The 17339-nt window shown below is 75.3% G+C and carries 13 protein-coding genes and 1 pseudogene; 5 read left to right on the top strand and 9 right to left on the bottom strand.

Annotation, left to right across the window (positions count from 1 at the left end):
- Positions 1-14 precede the first annotated feature (14 nt).
- The gene (locus EMA09_RS15230) at positions 15-2423 is read left to right on the top strand and encodes a DEAD/DEAH box helicase (protein WP_129841578.1); all 2409 of its coding nucleotides are present in this window, start codon (positions 15-17) and stop codon (positions 2421-2423) included.
- A 774-nt stretch (positions 2424-3197) separates the two neighbouring features.
- On the opposite strand, the pseudogene EMA09_RS15225 reads toward EMA09_RS15230, so the two are convergent.
- The 7 genes and pseudogenes from EMA09_RS15225 to ssd form a co-directional block, all read right to left on the bottom strand.
- A pseudogene (locus tag EMA09_RS15225) lies at positions 3198-3395 on the bottom strand (Rv3654c family TadE-like protein); the annotation flags it as partial.
- 67 nt (positions 3396-3462) lie between these two features.
- Positions 3463-3834, bottom strand: a complete 372-nt coding sequence (locus tag EMA09_RS15220) for a TadE family type IV pilus minor pilin (RefSeq protein ID WP_129841577.1) — start codon at positions 3832-3834, stop codon at positions 3463-3465.
- Positions 3788-3925 carry a DUF4244 domain-containing protein gene (locus EMA09_RS28995; protein ID WP_129841576.1) on the bottom strand — a complete coding sequence of 46 codons (138 nt, stop codon included), beginning with the start codon at positions 3923-3925 and terminating at the stop codon, positions 3788-3790. Before EMA09_RS28995 ends, EMA09_RS15220 begins: the two co-directional genes overlap by 47 nt.
- Positions 3926-4047: 122 nt before the next feature.
- On the bottom strand, positions 4048-4692 hold the full coding sequence (locus EMA09_RS15210; RefSeq protein WP_240796408.1) for a type II secretion system F family protein: 645 nt from the start codon (positions 4690-4692) through the stop codon (positions 4048-4050).
- Positions 4689-5582 carry a type II secretion system F family protein gene (locus tag EMA09_RS15205; RefSeq protein ID WP_129841574.1) on the bottom strand — a complete coding sequence of 298 codons (894 nt, stop codon included), beginning with the start codon at positions 5580-5582 and terminating at the stop codon, positions 4689-4691. Before EMA09_RS15205 ends, EMA09_RS15210 begins: the two co-directional genes overlap by 4 nt.
- Positions 5579-6784 carry a TadA family conjugal transfer-associated ATPase gene (locus tag EMA09_RS15200; protein WP_129841573.1) on the bottom strand — a complete coding sequence of 402 codons (1206 nt, stop codon included), beginning with the start codon at positions 6782-6784 and terminating at the stop codon, positions 5579-5581. Before EMA09_RS15200 ends, EMA09_RS15205 begins: the two co-directional genes overlap by 4 nt.
- Complete coding sequence (gene ssd, locus EMA09_RS15195; RefSeq protein ID WP_129841572.1) at positions 6781-7851, bottom strand: septum site-determining protein Ssd; 1071 nt, start codon at positions 7849-7851, stop codon at positions 6781-6783. The genes EMA09_RS15200 and ssd overlap by 4 nt, the downstream gene beginning before the upstream one ends.
- 529 nt (positions 7852-8380) lie before the next feature.
- Here ssd and EMA09_RS15190 point away from each other — a divergent pair.
- Positions 8381-9211 carry an HAD family hydrolase gene (locus tag EMA09_RS15190; protein ID WP_240796407.1) on the top strand — a complete coding sequence of 277 codons (831 nt, stop codon included), beginning with the start codon at positions 8381-8383 and terminating at the stop codon, positions 9209-9211.
- A 22-nt stretch (positions 9212-9233) separates the two neighbouring features.
- Here EMA09_RS15190 and EMA09_RS15185 read toward each other — a convergent pair whose 3' ends face one another.
- Positions 9234-10061, bottom strand: coding sequence for a Fic family protein (locus EMA09_RS15185; protein WP_129841570.1), 828 nt, complete (start codon positions 10059-10061; stop codon positions 9234-9236).
- 105 nt (positions 10062-10166) lie between these two features.
- Here EMA09_RS15185 and EMA09_RS15180 point away from each other — a divergent pair, with 105 nt between their 5' ends.
- Positions 10167-11171: an ATP-binding protein gene (locus EMA09_RS15180; protein ID WP_129841569.1), complete on the top strand. Its 1005-nt coding sequence runs from the start codon at positions 10167-10169 to the stop codon at positions 11169-11171.
- Between the two features lie 5 nt (positions 11172-11176).
- Here EMA09_RS15180 and EMA09_RS15175 read toward each other — a convergent pair whose 3' ends face one another.
- Complete coding sequence (locus EMA09_RS15175; protein WP_129841568.1) at positions 11177-12514, bottom strand: hypothetical protein; 1338 nt, start codon at positions 12512-12514, stop codon at positions 11177-11179.
- 244 nt (positions 12515-12758) lie between these two features.
- Between EMA09_RS15175 and EMA09_RS15170 the strand changes: the two genes are divergently transcribed.
- A complete protein-coding gene (locus tag EMA09_RS15170) occupies positions 12759-15083 on the top strand; it encodes a bifunctional SulP family inorganic anion transporter/carbonic anhydrase (RefSeq protein WP_129841567.1) in 2325 nt (774 codons plus the stop codon).
- Between the two features lie 179 nt (positions 15084-15262).
- A complete protein-coding gene (gene acs / locus EMA09_RS15165; protein WP_129841566.1) occupies positions 15263-17233 on the top strand; it encodes an acetate--CoA ligase in 1971 nt (656 codons plus the stop codon).
- Positions 17234-17339: the final 106 nt, after the last annotated feature.

Here is a 17339-nt window from a genome sequence, read left to right as displayed (position 1 = left end):
CAGACTCGAAGCCGATGTCCCACGAAGCCGACGCCCCCGACCGCCTGTCGCCACGGGCTGTGCTCGAACGCCTGGACGCCCGGCAGGACCGGGCGGCGCGCCTCACCCACGCCGAGCACGTTCCCGCCCGGGCGGGTCGTCATGCCGCCTGGCCGGGGGGAGATCACGGGGCGCGCGGGGCGGACGGGAACGCGCGGATACGGCCGGAGGTGATCGCCGCGGCGCGCGCCGCGGGTGTCGACCGTCCGTGGGAGCACCAGGCCCGGGCGATGGCCCACGCGCTGGACGGCGAGTCCGTCGTCGTGGCCACGGGCACCGCGTCGGGCAAGTCCCTCACGTACCAGTTGCCCGTGCTCAGCGCGCTCCTCGACGGCGACGGCGGCCCCGGCCGGCGGGGCGCGACCGCGCTCTACCTGGCCCCGACGAAGGCCCTCGCCGCCGACCAGCTCCGGGCGGTGCGCGCCCTCGCCGCGCCGCTCGGCACCGCGATCCGCCCCGCCGTGCACGACGGCGACACCCCGCCCGAGGCCAGGGCCTGGGCGCGCGACCACGCGAACCTGCTGCTCACCAACCCCGACATGCTGCACAGGGGGCTCCTGCCCGGCCACCGCCGGTGGGCCGCGTTCTTCCGGGCGCTGCGCTACGTCGTGGTGGACGAGTGCCACGTCTACCGGGGCGTCTTCGGGTCGCACGTGGCACAGGTCCTGCGCCGTCTGCGCCGGGTCTGCGCGCACTACGGCGCCGAGCCGGTCTTCCTCCTCGCCTCGGCGACGACGGCCGAGCCGGCCGTCTCGGCGGCCCGGCTCACCGGCGTGCCGGTGACCGAGGTGACGGAGGACACATCGCCGCGCGGCGAGCTGGTCTTCGCCCTGTGGGAGCCGCCGCTCACCGAGGCGCGCGGGGAGCGCGGCGCCCCCGTCCGGCGGACCGCGACCGCCGAGACGGCCGAACTGCTCACCGCGCTGACGGCCCAGGGCGTGCGCACGGTGGCGTTCGTCCGCTCGCGGCGCGGCGCCGAGCTGGTCTCCCTGATCGCGCGGGAGCGCCTGTCCGAGACCGGCCGTGCGCCGGCCGGCAGCGTGGCCGCCTACCGGGGCGGCTACCTCCCCGAGGAGCGCCGCGCCCTCGAACGCGCCCTGCACGACGGCGAACTCGTCGGGCTCGCCGCCACGTCCGCCCTGGAGCTGGGCGTGGACATCGCGGGCCTCGACGCCGTCCTGCTGGCCGGCTATCCCGGCACCAGGGCCTCGCTGTGGCAGCAGGCGGGGCGGGCGGGGCGCCGCGGGCAGGGCGCGCTGGCGGTCCTCGTGGCCCGTGACGACCCGCTGGACACCTATCTGGTGCACCACCCCGACGCGCTCTTCCGCCGGCCGGTGGAGACGACCGTCCTCGACCCGGGCAACCCGTACGTCCTCGCACCGCACCTGTGTGCCGCCGCGGCCGAGCTGCCGCTGTGCGCAGCGGACTTCGACGCCACCGCCGGCCTGTTCGATCCGGCCGCCGCCGGGCTGCCGGACAAGCTGGCCGACCGCGGCATGCTCCGCCGCAGGGGCGCGCAATGGTTCTGGACGCGCCGGGAGCGGCCCGCCGACCTGGTCGACATCCGCGGGACGGGCGGCGACCCGGTGCGGATCGTGGAGGCGGGTACGGGGGCGCTCCTCGGCACCGTGGACGCCGCTGCGGCGCACGGCACGGTCCACGACGGGGCCGTCCACCTGCACCAGGGGCGCAGCTATGTCGTGCGGGAGCTGGACCTCGACGCGTCGGTCGCCCTGGTGGACGAGGCCGCGCCGCCGTGGTCCACGTCGGCCCGCGAGGTGACCGAGCTGTCCGTGCTCACCACCGACACCGAGGTGCCCTGGGGCGAGGCCCGGCTGTGCCACGGCTCGGTCGAGGTCACCCACCAGGTGGTGTCCTACCTGCGCCGCAGGCTGGTGAGCGGCGAGGTCCTCGGGGAGACACGGCTCGATCTCCCGCCCCGGACGCTGCGCACGCGTGCGGTGTGGTGGACGATGACCGACGACCGGCTCGACGCCGCCGGCGTCACCCCGGAGATCCTGCCCGGCGCGCTGCACGCCGCCGAGCACGCGGCGATCGGGATGCTGCCGCTGTTCGCGACATGCGACCGGTGGGACATCGGCGGGGTCTCGACCGCCCTGCACCCGGACACCCTCCTGCCGACGGTCTTCGTGCACGACGGCCATCCGGGGGGTGCCGGCTTCGCCGAGCGGGCGTTCCACACCGCCGCGGAGTGGCTGACCGCGACGCGGGACGCGATCGCCGCCTGCGAGTGCGACGCGGGCTGCCCGTCCTGCGTCCAGTCGCCCAAATGCGGCAACGGCAATGATCCTCTTCACAAGCCCGGTGCCGTCCGCCTCCTCACGGAACTGCTGCGCGGCGCCCCGGGCACCCGCACGGGGTGACCCGTCGCTGCCGACACGCCCCACGCGCGGGTGACCGAGGCCGCCTCCCCCGGCCGCCCCCGAGCCCGCCGAACAGACGCGGCAGCCCCGGGCGCCCGCGCACGGGTCCTGCGTCTCGGGGCACCCGGCGGACGCAGCCGCGTGGGAGCGGGGCCGGAAGCTACTGGCACGAACTGCCCAGCCGCTGCCCGGACGTCGCTCGCACGGGCGGACAGGACCGACGCCCCTGGGCGCGCCCAGCATCGCGACACGGGAACGGGGTCCCCAGGTGCCCGCACGAGGCGCCCCGGCAACATCCGCACGCCCCTCGCACGGGTGACCCCGCTCCGGACAGACCGCCCCCGGAACCCTGCCGGGAGGAGACGCCCGAGGGGTGCCGCCCACGCGGCCCTCGCACGAGGGTCCGAGACCGCCTCCGCCGGCCGCCCCCGAGCGGGGTGTCCGAGCGGCTCCCGGCTGCCCGGGTCGCCCGGTCGACGGGGCCACACCGTCCTCGGCCCCGCCCGCAGTCCCGGCGCCAGCGGAGTGGCCGGGGAGCCCAGCCCGCGAGCCGTGCCGATGCGTGCCGCCGAGCGCCCTCCACGTGGGGGCACGCGGCGCCCGCCCCGCACTGCGGACAGCCGGACGGGAGCCGGACCGGTCATCGCTCCCCGCGCGGTGTCCGGCACCGTCGGTCCCGGCCGCGCCGGACGGTCCGGCGGGGTCCGGCGCGGCCGGGCCGGCCCGGGCACGGGCGCTGGTGCGCCACGGCCCGGCCGCCGCCTCGGCGGTGAGGTCGGCGATCTCTCCCGCCACGTGACAGCGGATCAGCCAGGCACCCTGGGCCTCCGCGACCTGCTGTGCGAGAGCGCAGGCGCGCTCGGCGCCGGTCAGAGCCGCGTCGGCGGCGGCGAGTGCCGCGAGATCGGCGGCCCCGGCCGCCCGCTGACGGGCGGCCGTGACCTGTCCGAGGGCGAGCACGACACCGAACACCAGGCACAGCAGCGTCCCGCAGGCCAGGGCGAGGACGGTCGCCGAGCCCCGGTCGTCCGGCTGCCGGTCATCCCGCTTCGGCACGGGCCACCGCCTCCCCCGTGACCTCCAGGTCCAGAACGCCGGGACCCGGCGCGCCCGCCGCGACGCGCACCCGGTAGAGCCCGCCGTCCAGCGACACCGTGATCCGGGCGCTCCCGGGAGCGACGGAACGCGCGGCCGCGGTCACATCGGCCCGGGACTCCCCGCGCGCCGCGGCCCGGGCACCGGCACGGGCCGCGTCGCCGCACTGGAGCTGGGTGAGCACCGCCCCGAGCCCCCACAGCAGCGCGCCGAGCAGGAGGACGAGCGCAGGGGCGACGATCGCCGTCTCGGCCGTGACATAGCCGCGGTCAGAGCTGCGCGTCGAGCGCCCGCTCGACCAGTCCCAGCAGCGCATCGCTCACCGCCCCCGAGGTGACGACCTGGTAGAGGACGGTGGCCAGTGCGGCGGCCGCGATCGTCCCGACGGCGTACTCCGCCGTGCTCATACCGGCGTCCCGTGCCTGCCTGAAGCGGGTGGGCAGAGGAGGCAGCGATGAGCGGGAGCGGAGGAGACGCGGCCGGGCGAGTCCCCGGGTGGTGGGACGGGTCTTCACGGAAGGACGGATGGTCACAGCAACTCCTTTGTCAGCCCGATGACGACGGGCACCACACCGATGAGCAGAAAAGCGGGAAGGAAGCAGAGGCCCAGCGGGCCGGTCACCAGCACGGCCGCCCGCCGGGCGGCGGCCTGGGCCGCGCGGCCGCGCCGCTCCCGGCCCGCGGCCGCCTCGGCCGTGACGGTCTCGGCGACCGGCACGCCGCCGGTGTCCGCGGTCTCCAGGCGCCGGGCCAGCCCGGCGGCACCGCGCAACCGGCTGAACCGCCGCCACACGGCGGCCGGATCGCCGCCGAGCCGGAGCTCGGCGCACGCGGTCCGCAGCCGGTCGCCGACCGGCCCGTCGAGCGGCCCGTCGAGGGCCGCGCCGACCGCCCCGGCCGCGGTGCCGGGGGCCGCGCCCGCCGCGAGGCAGGCGGCCAGGAGTCCGGTGGCCAGCGGCAGCGCCGGATCGGGCCGTTCCCGGTCCCGGCGCAGCCGGTCGACGACGCCCCGCAGGAGCGGGGGCCTGCGCTCGCCGTCCAGCGCCCCGACGCGTACGCGGAGCCGGTGGCCGCGGAGCGCGCGGACGGCCGTGCCCGCGAGGGCGGACACCGAGACGGTGAGGACGGCGGCCGCCACGACGGTCGCGGCGGCCTGTGCCGCATGCCCGGTCACGACGCCACCCGTTCCGCGCGGCGGACGATGGCCGCGACCCAGGCGATCCCGGCCCACTCCAGAGCCGCGCCGGCCAGCAGGCAGCCGAGACCGAGCGGGGTGTGGAGCAGGATCTCCAGGGGCCGCACGCCGAGGGCCGCGCCGAGCAGGATCCCGAGGACGGGCAGTACGGCGAGCATGAACGCCGTCGCGCGCGGGCCGGCGAGCTGCGCCCTGAGCTCCTCGCGCTGCGCCTGTTCAGCGCGCAGCGTCTCGGCGACCTTTTCGAGGCCGCCGGCGAGCGACGCGCCGCCGTCGACCGCAACCTGCCAGCAGGCGACGACCCCGCGCAGCCCCTCGGCACCCGGCCGCTCGGCGGCACGGCGGAGCGCCTCCGGGATGTCGCCGCCGTAGTGGGCGGCGGCCCGGACGGCCTCGGCCTCGTCCGCCAGCCCGTCGGACGCCGCCGTGATCAGGGCGCGGGCGGGCGGGTGCCCCGCCCTGACCTCGCCCGCCAGGGACGCGCAGAAGGTGACGACACCCTTGCGCCGCAGGTCGGCAGCACGCCGGTCCGCGCGCCGCCGCCGGAGGCGGACGGCGAGCGGCACGAGCGCGGCGCCCATGGGCAGGGGCAGGACCGATCGGCCCCACAGCGCGAGCAGCATGCCCGCCGCCACGCAGCCGAGCGCGAGCCGCCGTTCGCGGGCATCGAGACCGCCTGGCGGTGACCGGCGCGCCCACCGGCGTCGCCACAGGCCGGTGCCCCGGGTGCGCCACCCGTACGGCGGGCCGCTCACCGGGCCGAGCAGCAGTGCCCGGCGGGACGGCGGCCCGTCGGCGAGCAGCCAGGCGCCCGCGCCGACGCACAGGGCGGCCGTGAGGTGGGGGAGCTGTGCGGTCAGGGCGGTCACAGCGCCTCACCCGCCCGTGCGCACAGTTCGGCGAGCCGTGCCCAGCCCGCCTCGCGGACGAACCCGTCCACGCCCCAGCGCGCAGCGGGCACCGTCCCGACGAGCCCGTCCGCGTCCTGCTGGAACACATGGATCTCGGCGATCCTGCGCCGCCCCGAGGTCCGGTCCCTGGCCAGGTGGATGACCACGGAGAGGGCGGCGGCGACCTGGCTGTGCAGTGCGGCCCGGGGCAGTCCCGCGGTGCTGCCGAGCGCTTCGAGGCGCGCCGGCACGTCGGCCGCGGCGTTGGCGTGCAGGGTGCCGCAGCCGCCGTGCCCCGTGTTGAGGGCGCTGAGCAGGTCGAGCACCTCCGGGCCTCGGCACTCGCCGACCACCAGGCGGTCCGGGCGCATGCGCAGCGCCTGCCGCACGAGGTCGCGCAGGGCGATCCGGCCGGCTCCCTCCTGATTGGCCGGCCGGGTCTCCAGACGGACGACGTGGGGGTGGGCGGGCCGCAGTTCGGCGGAGTCCTCGACCAGGACGATGCGTTCGTCCGGCCCGGCGAGGCCGAGGAGACCGGCGAGCAGGGTGCTCTTGCCGGACCCGGTGCCGCCGGTCACGAGGAACGACAGCCGGGCCGCGACGAGGGTCCGCAGCAGGGACGCGCCGCCGGGCGGCACGGTGCCCGCCGCCGTCAGCTCGTCCAGTGAGAAGGCCCTGGGCCGCACGACGCGCAGTGACAGGCACGGCGGGCCGACGACGACGGGCGGCAGCACCGCGTGCATGCGGGTGCCGTCGGGCAGCCGGATGTCGGCCCAGGGCCTCGCGTCGTCGAGACGGCGGCCGGCCGCGGCCGCGAGCCGCTGCGCGAGCCGCCGGATCTCGGCGGCGTCCGGGAAGCGGACGCCGGTCCGCTCCAGGCCGTGGCCCCGGTCGACCCATACCTCGTCGGGTCCGTTGACCAGGACGTCCGTCACCTCCGGCTCGGCGAGCAGGGATTGGAGGGGGCCTGCGCCGACCAGCTCGGAGCGCAGGGCGCGGACGACGGACAGGACGGCGCTGTCGCCGAGCAGCCTGCCCTGCGCCCTGAGCGCCGCGGCGACACGGCCGGGCGTCGGGTCGTCGCCCGCTGCGGCGAGGCGCAGCCGGACGCCGTCGAGCAGGTCCCGCAGTTCGGCGGCGTCGAGGGAACCGACGCCAGGGTTCGGGGTGACGGCGTTCACGCGGCCACCTCCGCGGCGACCGTGCTGCGGTTCAGCAGGGCGGTGCAGAAGCGGGCGAGGACGCCGCGGGTGTGACGGCCCGGTGGATCGCCCCGTTCCGCCGCGGCGGCGAGCCCGGGCTCGTCGGGCAGCTCCCCGGCGAGCGGGAGATCGAGCAGCCGGCTCAGCTCCTCGCCCGTGAGGCCGTGGCCGGCGCCCGGGCGGGCCACGATCCGCAGGTCCCGCACGCGGGAGCCCGTGGTCGCGATCACGCGCCGCGCGGCGGCCAGCGCCCGCAGGTCGCCCGGCACGACGAGCAGTCCGAGGTCGAGCTGGGTGAGGGCAGCGTGGGCCGCCTCGTCCGCGGTCCTGGGGAGGTCGAGGACGACGAGGCCGCCGCCGCGCCGTGCGGCGGCAAGGACGGACCGCATGGCGTCGGCGGACAGCGGCGCCGCGTCCGAGCGGTCCCAGCTGAGGAGCCGCACTCCGTGCGCCCGGGGCAGCGACTCGTCCAGCACGCGGCCGGGCAGCCTGCCGCGTGCGGAGAGCAGCGCCGGCCAGCGCGGTCCCGCCGCGCCCTCGCTGCCGAGCACCACGTCGAGGCCGCCGCCGAGCGGATCGCAGTCGATCAGTGTGGTCCGCAGCCCCGTCGCGGCGGCGGTGACGGCCAGCGCGCAGGCGAGGGTGGAGGCGCCGGCGCCGCCCCGGCCGCCGATGACGCCGACGGCAGGCGCGGGCGCGCCCGGTTCGACGGCCTCGGCGATGCGCTCGGCGAGCCAGGGCTCGTCGCCCGGGAGGTGGACGACCTGCTCGACGCCGAGCGCGAGCCCCCGTTCCCACACGGTGTGGTCGTCGAGATCGCGTCCGACCAGCACCACACCGGGCCGGCGCCCGGGCCACTGTTCCGGCCCGGGCCGGGCGAGGGCGCGGTCGTCCCCGAGCAGGACGAGCGGCGCGCGCTCCCACCGCCCGGCCGGCACCGTGCCGCCGTGGACCACCTCCGGTTCGGCGCCGGCCGCGGCGCACAGCCGCAGCAGGTCGTCGAGCGTCCCGTCGTCCTCGGTGAAAATCAGAATGGATTCGGTCATGTCCCCGATCCCCGTTCAACCCGTGTAAACCGATCAACCGTTTGGCACTTCGACTTCGCGCTGCGCGTCCGGCCGGTCGCCGACCGCAGCGAAAGTGATGGCCATTACGGTGCCGGTCGCCCGCACGTTTCGGGGATCACGGGCAAAATCTGTGGATAACTCCGCCCCTGTGGAAAACTCCGTCACCCGTTTCAGTGACATCACAGAGCGAAAGCCCCCACGGGTGTTCCCATCGGCTACTCTCGGTCACGCCCGAGGGGGGCAGTGGCACCCTCGGGCACCCACCCGGCTACGGCACGCGGCGCACCGGTGGCACCCACACGGTGTCGGAAATGCCCCTGGACATGCGACGACCCCCGCCGGGGGGAGAGCGGGGGTCGTCTTCCTCGGCCGACTCGGGGGGGGAGGAGTCGGACCGGGTTAGCACGGTCGCGAACGATCCGTGACTTCCATGGTGTACCCGAGAGGCTTCTCAAGCAAACCCAACACCACCAGCGTACGCCGAATGGCGGCCCTTTATGCTCGGCACGTGGAAATCCTGCCCCGGCCACGTACCGCCGCCTTCTTCGACCTCGACAAGACCGTCATCGCGAAGTCGAGCACCTTCACCTTCAGCAGGCACTTCTACCAGGGCGGCCTCATCAACCGGCGTGCCGTACTGCGCACCGCGTACGCGCAGTTCGTCTACCTGGTCGGCGGCGCCGACCACGACCAGATGGAGCGCATGCGGGAGTACCTGTCCGCGCTCTGCCGCGGGTGGAACGTCCAGCAGGTCAAGGAGATCGTCGCCGAGACCCTGCACCAGGTGATCGACCCGATCATCTACGACGAGGCCGCCTCCCTGATCGAACGGCACCACGCCGCCGGCCGGGACGTCGTCATCGTCAGCTCGTCCGGCTCCGAGCTGGTCGAGCCCATCGGCGAACTCCTCGGCGCCGACCGCGTCGTCGCCACCCGCATGGTCGTCGAGGACGGCCGCTACACCGGCGAGGTCGAGTACTACGCCTACGGCCCGACCAAGGCGGAGGCCATCGCGGGCCTCGCCGCATCGGAGGGCTACGACCTGGACCGCTGCTACGCGTACAGCGACTCCGTCACCGACATCCCGATGCTGGAGTCGGTCGGCCACCCCCACGCCGTCAACCCCGACCGCGCCCTGCGCCGGGAGGCGCTGGCCCGCGAGTGGCCCGTGCTGACGTTCGAGCGCCCCGTGCGTCTCAAGCAGCGCGTGCCGTCCCTGCCGCCGCGCCCCGCCCTCGCCGTCGGCGCCGCCGTGGCCGCCGCCGCGTGCGCCGCGGGGTTCGTCTGGTACGCGAGCCGGCGCCGCACGGCGCGCGCCCTCACCGCCACGCGCCCCTGACCCCGGGGGCACGCGCCCGGGTTCACGCGCCGCGCTGCAGGGCCTCGCACACCGCCACGGACTCCCGCGCCCCCAGCTCCGCGGCGCGCCCGCAGTGCGCGATCCACTCGGCGACGCCCCCGGGCGTGCCGGTGGCGTAGCCGGCGAGGGCCGCCAGGTAGGCGTCACGCCCCTCCTCCGCGTGGCCCACCTCGGTCGGTACGGCCCCCTTCGGGTCGAGGCCGGCGGCGACCAGCACGATCCGCTGCGCCGCCCGCGCGACCTGCCCGTTGTACGAGGTGAAGGGCCGCAGCGCGAGCAGCTCGCCGTGCACCACGGCGGCCTGCACGAGCGCGGGCGCCCGGGTGCCGGCGACGACGAGACGGCCGAGCGCGTCGAGGCGCGCGGCGACCTCGTCCGGCGGCGGCACCGGCACGCCGAGGCCGGCGAGGGCGGGCTCGTCCACCGGTTCGCCGCCGGTCCTCGGCCTGCCGACCGACGCCCGCGCGTCGCCCGCCGCGAGCAGGTGCAGCCGTGCGAGGACACGCAGCGGCGAGACCCGCCAGACGTCGAGCGCCTGCCCCGCCTCCCCGGTGAGGCGCAGCGCGGCGCCGACGGTCCGCGCCGCGTCGTCCGCGCCGAAGTCGCTGCGTCTGCGGACCTCTTCGAGCGCCCAGTCGGCCCCGTCGAGCGCGGCCGACGCGCGGGCGCCGCGCAGCGCGGACTCGGCGGCGACCTCGGGGCTGCGGCGGCGCATGACGCGGTGTCCGTGGACCCGGTCGACGGCCGCGCGGACGGACGCGACGGCGGCGGCCACGCCGGGCAGGTCGCCGAGGGGGGCCAGCGGGTCGGACGGTGTGTCGGCGTTCATAGCACCGAGCCTAGGCCCGGTCCAGCGGGCCGCCGTCACACGATGGAGTGCACTTGCCCGGACGGGCGTCCGGCCGGGGCACGGCCCACGGCTACGCTCTTGAACATGAAGATCGCTTTCGTTGGCAAGGGGGGCAGCGGCAAGACGACGCTGTCCTCGCTGTTCGTCCGCCATCTGGCCGCGCGGAGCGTTCCCGTGACGGCCGTGGACGCCGACATCAACCAGCATTTCGGCGTGGCCCTCGGCCTGTCGGAGGAGGCCGCGGCCGCCGTCCCCCCGCTCGGCGGGCACCTGCCGTTCCTCAAGGACCACCTGCGCGGGGACAATCCGCGCATCCAGTCGGCCGCGACCATGATCAAGACGACGCCGCCCGGCGAGGGATCACGGCTGCTGCGGCTCGGCGAGGACAACCCGGTGTTCGACGCCTGCGCGAGGACCGTGCCGCTCGACGGCACCGGCGGCGGGACGGCGCGCCTGCTGGTGACCGGCCCGTTCACCGCGGACGACCTCGGCGTCGCCTGCTACCACTCCAAGACCGGGGCCGTGGAGCTGCTGCTGAACCACCTGGTCGACGGCCGGGACGAGTACGTGGTGGTGGACATGACGGCCGGGAGCGACTCGTTCGCCTCCGGCATGTTCACGCGGTTCGACATGACGTTCCTCGTGGCCGAGCCGACGCGCAAGGGCGTCTCCGTGTACCGCCAGTACCGCGACTACGCCCGGGGCTACGGGATCGGTCTCCGCGTCATCGGGAACAAGGTGCAGTGCCCCGACGACCTGGCGTTCCTCCGGGAGCAGGTGGGGGACGACCTGCTCGTGTCCTTCGGCCACTCGGACTGGGTGCGCGCCCTGGAGCGCGGCGCGCCGCGGCCGTTCAGCGGCCTGGAACCGGCCGCCCGCCGGGCACTCGGCACCGTGCACGAGGCGGCGGACGTGTCGTACGAGCGGCGCGACTGGGTGCGGTACACCCAGCAGATGGTGCACTTCCACCTGAAGAACGCCGCCGGCTGGGGCAACGAGCGCACCGGGGTCGACCTGGCCGCGCAGGTCGACCCCGGTTTCGTGCTGGGCGAGCCGGCGGGCGCCGGCTGGGGCCGGCAGCCCGTCTGAGCCGCTCAGGTACCGGCGGTGGCGCCGGCCTCCGTGTCCGGTTCGGTCCCGGGCTCCGTCTCCGGCGCCGCGCCGGCCCCCGCACCGTCGCCGCCGTCGTCCCCGCCGGAGAGGAACGCCGCCCAGCCGCCGGCCGGCGCCTCGCCCACGTCCAGGGTCCGCAGCTTCTCCAGCACGGCCGGGTCCTGCGCGTCGAGCCAGTCCACGAGCTGCCGGAACGACACGCACTCCACGCCGTCGCGCGGGCAGACGTCCTTGATGACGGCCTCGACCGCGTCCATGTAGACGCCGCCGTTCCAGCTCTCGAAGTGGTTGCCGATGATGAGCGGCGCGCGGTTCCCGTCCAGGGCCCGGTCGAAGGCCGCCATCAGGCCCTGCCGCATCTCCTCGCCCCACTCGGCGTGCCGCGCGGGGTCCCCGCTCCCGGGGCCGGACTGGTTGTACATGAAGTTGTAGTCCATCGACAGCGTCTCGAAGTCGTGCCCCGGCACGGGCACGGACTGGAGCGGGACGTCCCACAGCCCGTGCCGCTTGTCCGGCCACACCTGGAGACCGTTGCCGCTGGAGTCGTAGCGGAAGCCGAGGTCGGCGGCCGCGCGCAACAGGTTGTCCTGGCCCTCCAGGCAGGGTGTCCGGCCGCCGATGAGCTCTTCGGCGTAGTCGAACGGCAGCGGGTCCATGTCGGTGAACCCGGTGGTCGTGCGCCAGTTCTGCACCATCCACACGGCCTGCTCGATCTCGCTGCGCCACTCCTCCGGCGTCCAGGAGGCGACGCCGTCGGCGCCGCAGAAATGGCCGTTGAAGTGGGTCCCGATCTCGTTGCCCTCGCGCCAGGCGGCCGCCACCTGTTCCAGGGTGTCGGCGATGTGCTGGTCGTTCAGGTAGCCGATGTCGGAGGCCCCGGGGGCGCGCCCGGGCGGGTGGTAGCGCTCCCGTTCGCTCTCCGGGAGGAGGTAGAGGCCGGACAGGAAGAACGTCATGTCGGCGTCGTACTCCTGCCCGAGTTCGCGGAAGCGCTCGAACAGGCCGCTGCCGTCCTCGCCGGCGCCGTCCCAGGAGAAGACGACGAACTGCGGCGGCTCCTCGCCCGGCGCGAGCGGCTCCGCCGTACGCGCGCCCGGCTGCGGGCCGGTGTACGCGGTCGAGCCGTCGCCGATGAGCCGGACCGCGCTCTGCTCCTGCCGCTCCTCCGCCCGTTCGCGCTGCCGTGTGGGCGCCTTCTCGCCGCCGCGGGTGTCGCCGGCGGCGCCGTCCGTCGCCGTGCCGCCGGAGCAGCCGGCCGCCACCAGGGCGAGGACGGCCAGCGCCGCCGCCCGATTCGCCCGATTCCCGTGTGTCACCATCCCAGGTCCTCTCGCCGCCGTCACGGCGCCCGGGGCCGGGGATCGCCGCGCACCCAACCTCCCGCATGGGGCATACGAGATGTTTGTACGACAAGCGGATTTGATGACTAATTAACTCATACGGCTTAAATCAGGGCTGAATGGCGACAGAGCGGTAGAGACGGTCTTTACGCGGCATTACCCTTCATTTACCGGATCTTGAAAGCGCCCATACCCAGCCCATCGCCATCGGACGGAGACGGAAATGTCCGCCTGCGCCCCACGCCGGGCCGATCTCTTCGCGTCGGTCTCGGTCTTCCTGATCGCCCTCCCCTTCGCCCTGGGCATCGCCCTCGCCACCGGCGCCCCGCTCCAGGCCGGCCTGGTGGCCGCCGCCGTCGGCGGCATCGTCGCCGGGTCGCTCGGCGGATCACCGCTCATGGTCAGCGGCCCCGCCGGCGGCCTCACGGTCGTCACGGCCGAGCTGATCCAGCAGTACGGCTGGCGCACCACCTGCGCCATCACGGCCCTCGCGGGCGTCGTCCAGCTCACGCTCTCCGCCTGCAGGGCGGCCCGGTCGGCCCTCGTCGTGAGCCCGGCGATCGTGCACGGCATGCTCGCCGGCGTCGGTGTCACCATCGCGCTCGCCCAGTTGCACGTCGTCCTGGGCGGCAGCCCGGAGAGTTCCGCCGCTGCCAACCTCCAGGCGCTCCCCCGGCAGCTCGCCTCCCCCGGCGGCGCCGCGCTCGCCGTCGGCGCCGTGACCGTCGGCGCCCTGCTGCTGTGGCCCCGGCTGCCCGGCCGCACCGGCACGGCGCTGCGGAAGGCGGTTCCCGCCGCGCTCGCCGCCGTCATCCTCGGCACCTTCCTGGCCCGGGCGGCCGGTTTCCGGATGGAACAGGCCGATCTGCCGTCGTGGAGCAGCCACACCCTGCCCGAGCTGCCCGACGGACCGGTCCTCGGCCTCCTCGCCGCCGTCCTCACCGTCACCCTCGTCGCCAGCGTGGAGTCGCTGCTCTCGGCGGTGGCGATGGACAAGCTGACGGCGATCCGACAGCGCTCCGGCGGAGCGCCCGTCGCCCGCACCGACTTCGACCGCGAGCTGCGCGGCCAGGGCACCGCGAACATCGTCTCCGGCCTGTTCGGCGGCCTGCCCATCGCGGGCGGTGCCGTCCGCAGCACGACGAACGTGTCCGCCGGAGCCACCGGGCGCGCCTCGGCCGTCCTGCACGGCTGCTGGATCGTGCTCGCCGCCGGCCTGCTGGTCGGGCTGATCGAGTTCATCCCGCTCGCGGCGCTCGCCGCGCTCGTGATGGTCGTCGGCGTCCAGATGGTGAACGTCCGGCACATCCGCAGCATCGCCCGGCACCGCGAGGTCCTCGTGTACGCGGCGACCGGCCTCGCCGTCACGCTGCTCGGCGTCCTGCAGGGTGTCGGGATCGGCGCGGCGGTGGCCGTGGGCGTGGCCCTGCACCGCCTCGCGCGCACCCGGATCGAGCACGAGCGCGCGGCCGACGGTGCGCACCACGTGCGCGTCCGCGGCCAGCTCACGTTCCTCGCGGTGCCCCGCCTCAGCAGGACCCTGGCGCTGATCCCCGAGCGCGGCAGGGCCACCGTCGAGCTGGACGGCACGTTCATGGACCACGCCGCCTACGAGACGCTGCACGACTGGCGGACCTCGTACACGGCCACGGGCGGCGAGGTCGAGGTCATCGGCAGCTCGGGGCAGCGCATCGGCGAGCAGGAGCCCGTGCACAACTGCCGGCCCTGGCAGCCCTGGCGCAACCACCAGTGCACCGGCGCCCCGCACTCCGGCGTCACGGAGCGGTCCGCCGGCGGCACGCGGGGGCGGGGCGACGACCGTGCCCGTGCTCACGGACACGGCCACGCCCCCGAGGGCGACCACGACCAGCTCATCAGCGGCGTGCGCAACTTCCAGCGCACCACCGCCCCCCTGCTGCGGCGGGAGCTCGCCCGCCTCGCGCACGAGGGCCAGCGGCCGACCCAGTTGTTCCTGGCCTGCGCGGACTCGCGGGTCGTCACCAGCATGATCACGTCCAGCGGCCCCGGCGACCTCTTCACCGTCCGGAACGTCGGCAACCTCGTCCCCCTCCCCGGCGCCGGGTCCGCGGACCACTCGGTGGCCGCCGCCATCGAGTACGCCGTGGACATCCTCGGCGTGCGGACGATCACGGTGTGCGGGCACTCCGGCTGCGGCGCCATGCAGGCGCTCCAGCAGCCCCCGACCGGAGGTGACGGCGGCGCGCTGGAGCGGTGGCTGCGGCACGGCCGGCCGAGCGTCGAGCGCATGGCCGCGTGGAACGGCTCCGCGCCCCGCCTCGACCGGCGGCCCACCACCGACGCGCTGGAGACGCTCGTCCTCACCAATGTGGTGCAGCAGCTCGACCACCTCGCGCGCCACGCGTGCGTGGCCCGGCGGCTCGCCGACGGCACGCTCGAACTGCGCGGGATGTACTTCCACGTCGGCGAGGCCCAGGCGTACGTCCTGGAGCGCGGTGGTGCCGCGGTGCCCGTCTTCAGCGCGGTCGAGCCCCTGCCGGAGGCCGCGCCGCAGACGGTGGCCGGCTGAGCACGGTGGGAAGAAGCGGTCCCGGCGGCCCGTCCGAGCGGCCGCCGGGACCGTTCACCGCGCCCCGCGACCGTTCACCGGGACAGGTCTACACCTGTGGGCCGGTTGCCCTTGTCAAAGCGGACATCGCCTGATGGGGTGTGGTCCGGGGACGAAGCTGACGCCGCAAGGGAGATGTCGTGAGCAACGAGAGCCTGGCCAATCTCATGACCGAGGAGCGGAGGTTCCCGCCCCCCGCCGAGGTGGCCGCTGACGCCAATGTCACCGCCGCCGCCTATGCGGCGGCCTCCGCCGACCGGCTGGGATTCTGGGCCGAGCAGGCGCGGCGCCTCACCTGGGAGACGGAGCCCACCGAGACCCTCGACTGGTCGAACCCGCCGTTCGCCAAGTGGTTCGCCGACGGCCGGCTGAACGTCGCGTACAACTGCGTCGACCGCCACGTCGAGGCCGGCCACGGGGACCGCGTCGCCATCCACTTCGAGGGCGAGCCGGGCGACAGCCGGGCCATCACCTACGCCGAGCTGCAGCGCGAGGTCTCACAGGCGGCGCACGCGCTGACCGAGCTGGGCGTCGTCGCGGGCGACCGCGTCGCGATCTACATGCCGATGATCCCGGAGACGGTGATCGCGATGCTGGCGTGCGCCCGCATCGGGGCGCCGCACTCCGTGGTGTTCGGCGCGTTCTCCGCCGACGCGCTGGCGGCCCGCATCGTCGACGGCGACGCCCGGGTCGTCGTCACGGCGGACGGCGGCTGGCGGCGCGGCGCGCCCTCGGCCCTCAAGCCGGCCGTGGACGAGGCGCTCACCCGCCCCGGCACGGAGAACGTGCGCAGCGTCCTCGTGGTGCGCCGCACCGGGCAGGACGTCCCCTGGTCCGACGGCCGCGACCACTGGTGGCACGAGCTGGTGGCCCGGCAGCCCGAGGAGCACACGCCCGAGGCGTTCGACGCCGAGCACCCGCTGTTCATCCTGTACACGTCGGGCACCACGGGGAAGCCGAAGGGCATCCTGCACACGTCGGGCGGCTACCTGACGCAGACCTCGTTCACGCACCACGCGGTGTTCGACCTGAAGCCCGAGACCGACGTGTACTGGTGCACCGCCGACGTGGGCTGGGTCACCGGCCACTCGTACATCGTCTACGGCCCGCTCTCCAACGGCGCCACCGAAGTCCTGTACGAGGGCACCCCGAACACCCCGCACAACGGCCGCTGGTGGGAGATCGTCCAGAAGTACGGCGTCACCCTCCTGTACACCGCGCCGACGGCCATCCGCACCTGCATGAAGTGGGGCGACGACATCCCCGCCGGGTTCGACCTGTCCAGCCTGCGCGTCCTCGGCTCGGTCGGTGAGCCGATCAACCCGGAGGCGTGGATCTGGTACCGCAAGCACATCGGCGGCGACCGCACGCCGGTCGTGGACACGTGGTGGCAGACGGAGACGGGATCCGTGATGATCAGCCCGCTGCCGGGCGTGACGGTCGCGAAGCCGGGGTCCGCGCAGGTGCCGCTGCCCGGCATCAGCGCGACGGTCGTCGACGACGAGGGCAACGAGGTGCCCGACGGCTCCGGCGGCTACCTCACGGTGACCGAGCCGTGGCCGTCGATGCTGCGCACCGTCTGGGGCGACGACCAGCGCTTCATCGACACGTACTGGTCGCGCTTCCCCGGCACGTACTTCGCGGGCGACGGCGCGAAGAAGGACGCCGACGGCGACATCTGGCTGCTCGGCCGCGTGGACGACGTGATGCTCGTGTCCGGCCACAACATCTCGACGACCGAGGTCGAGTCGGCGCTCGTCTCGCACCCCCGGATCGCCGAGGCGGCCGTGGTCGGCGCGAGCGACCCGCAGACGACGCAGGCGATCTGCGCGTTCGTCATCCTGCGCGGCGGTGCCCGGCCGGACGAGGACGACGCGGCCCTGGTCGACGAGCTGCGGTCGCACGTGGCGAAGGTGCTGGGTCCGATCGCCAAGCCGAGCCGCGTCCTCCCGGTGGACGAACTGCCGAAGACGCGGTCGGGCAAGATCATGCGGCGGCTGCTGCGCGACATCGCGGAGGACCGCGAGCTGGGCGATGTGACGACGCTGACCGACCCCGCCGTGATGGAACTGATCCAGGCCAAACTGCCGTCCGCGAAGAGCGAGGACTGATCCGGGGCGGCCGGCTCACGGGCCGGCCGCCCACCTGGGGGCGCCCGGTATGTCATCGGGCGCCCCTATAGCATTCGGATCACTCCCCGGGGGCAGCGGACAGGTG

The organism is Streptomyces sp. RFCAC02 (assembly GCF_004193175.1).
Taxonomy (GTDB): Bacteria; Actinomycetota; Actinomycetes; order Streptomycetales; family Streptomycetaceae; genus Streptomyces.
The sequence above is the reverse complement of the archived record's forward strand: the minus strand, read 5'-3'. Positions and strand labels throughout refer to the sequence as shown.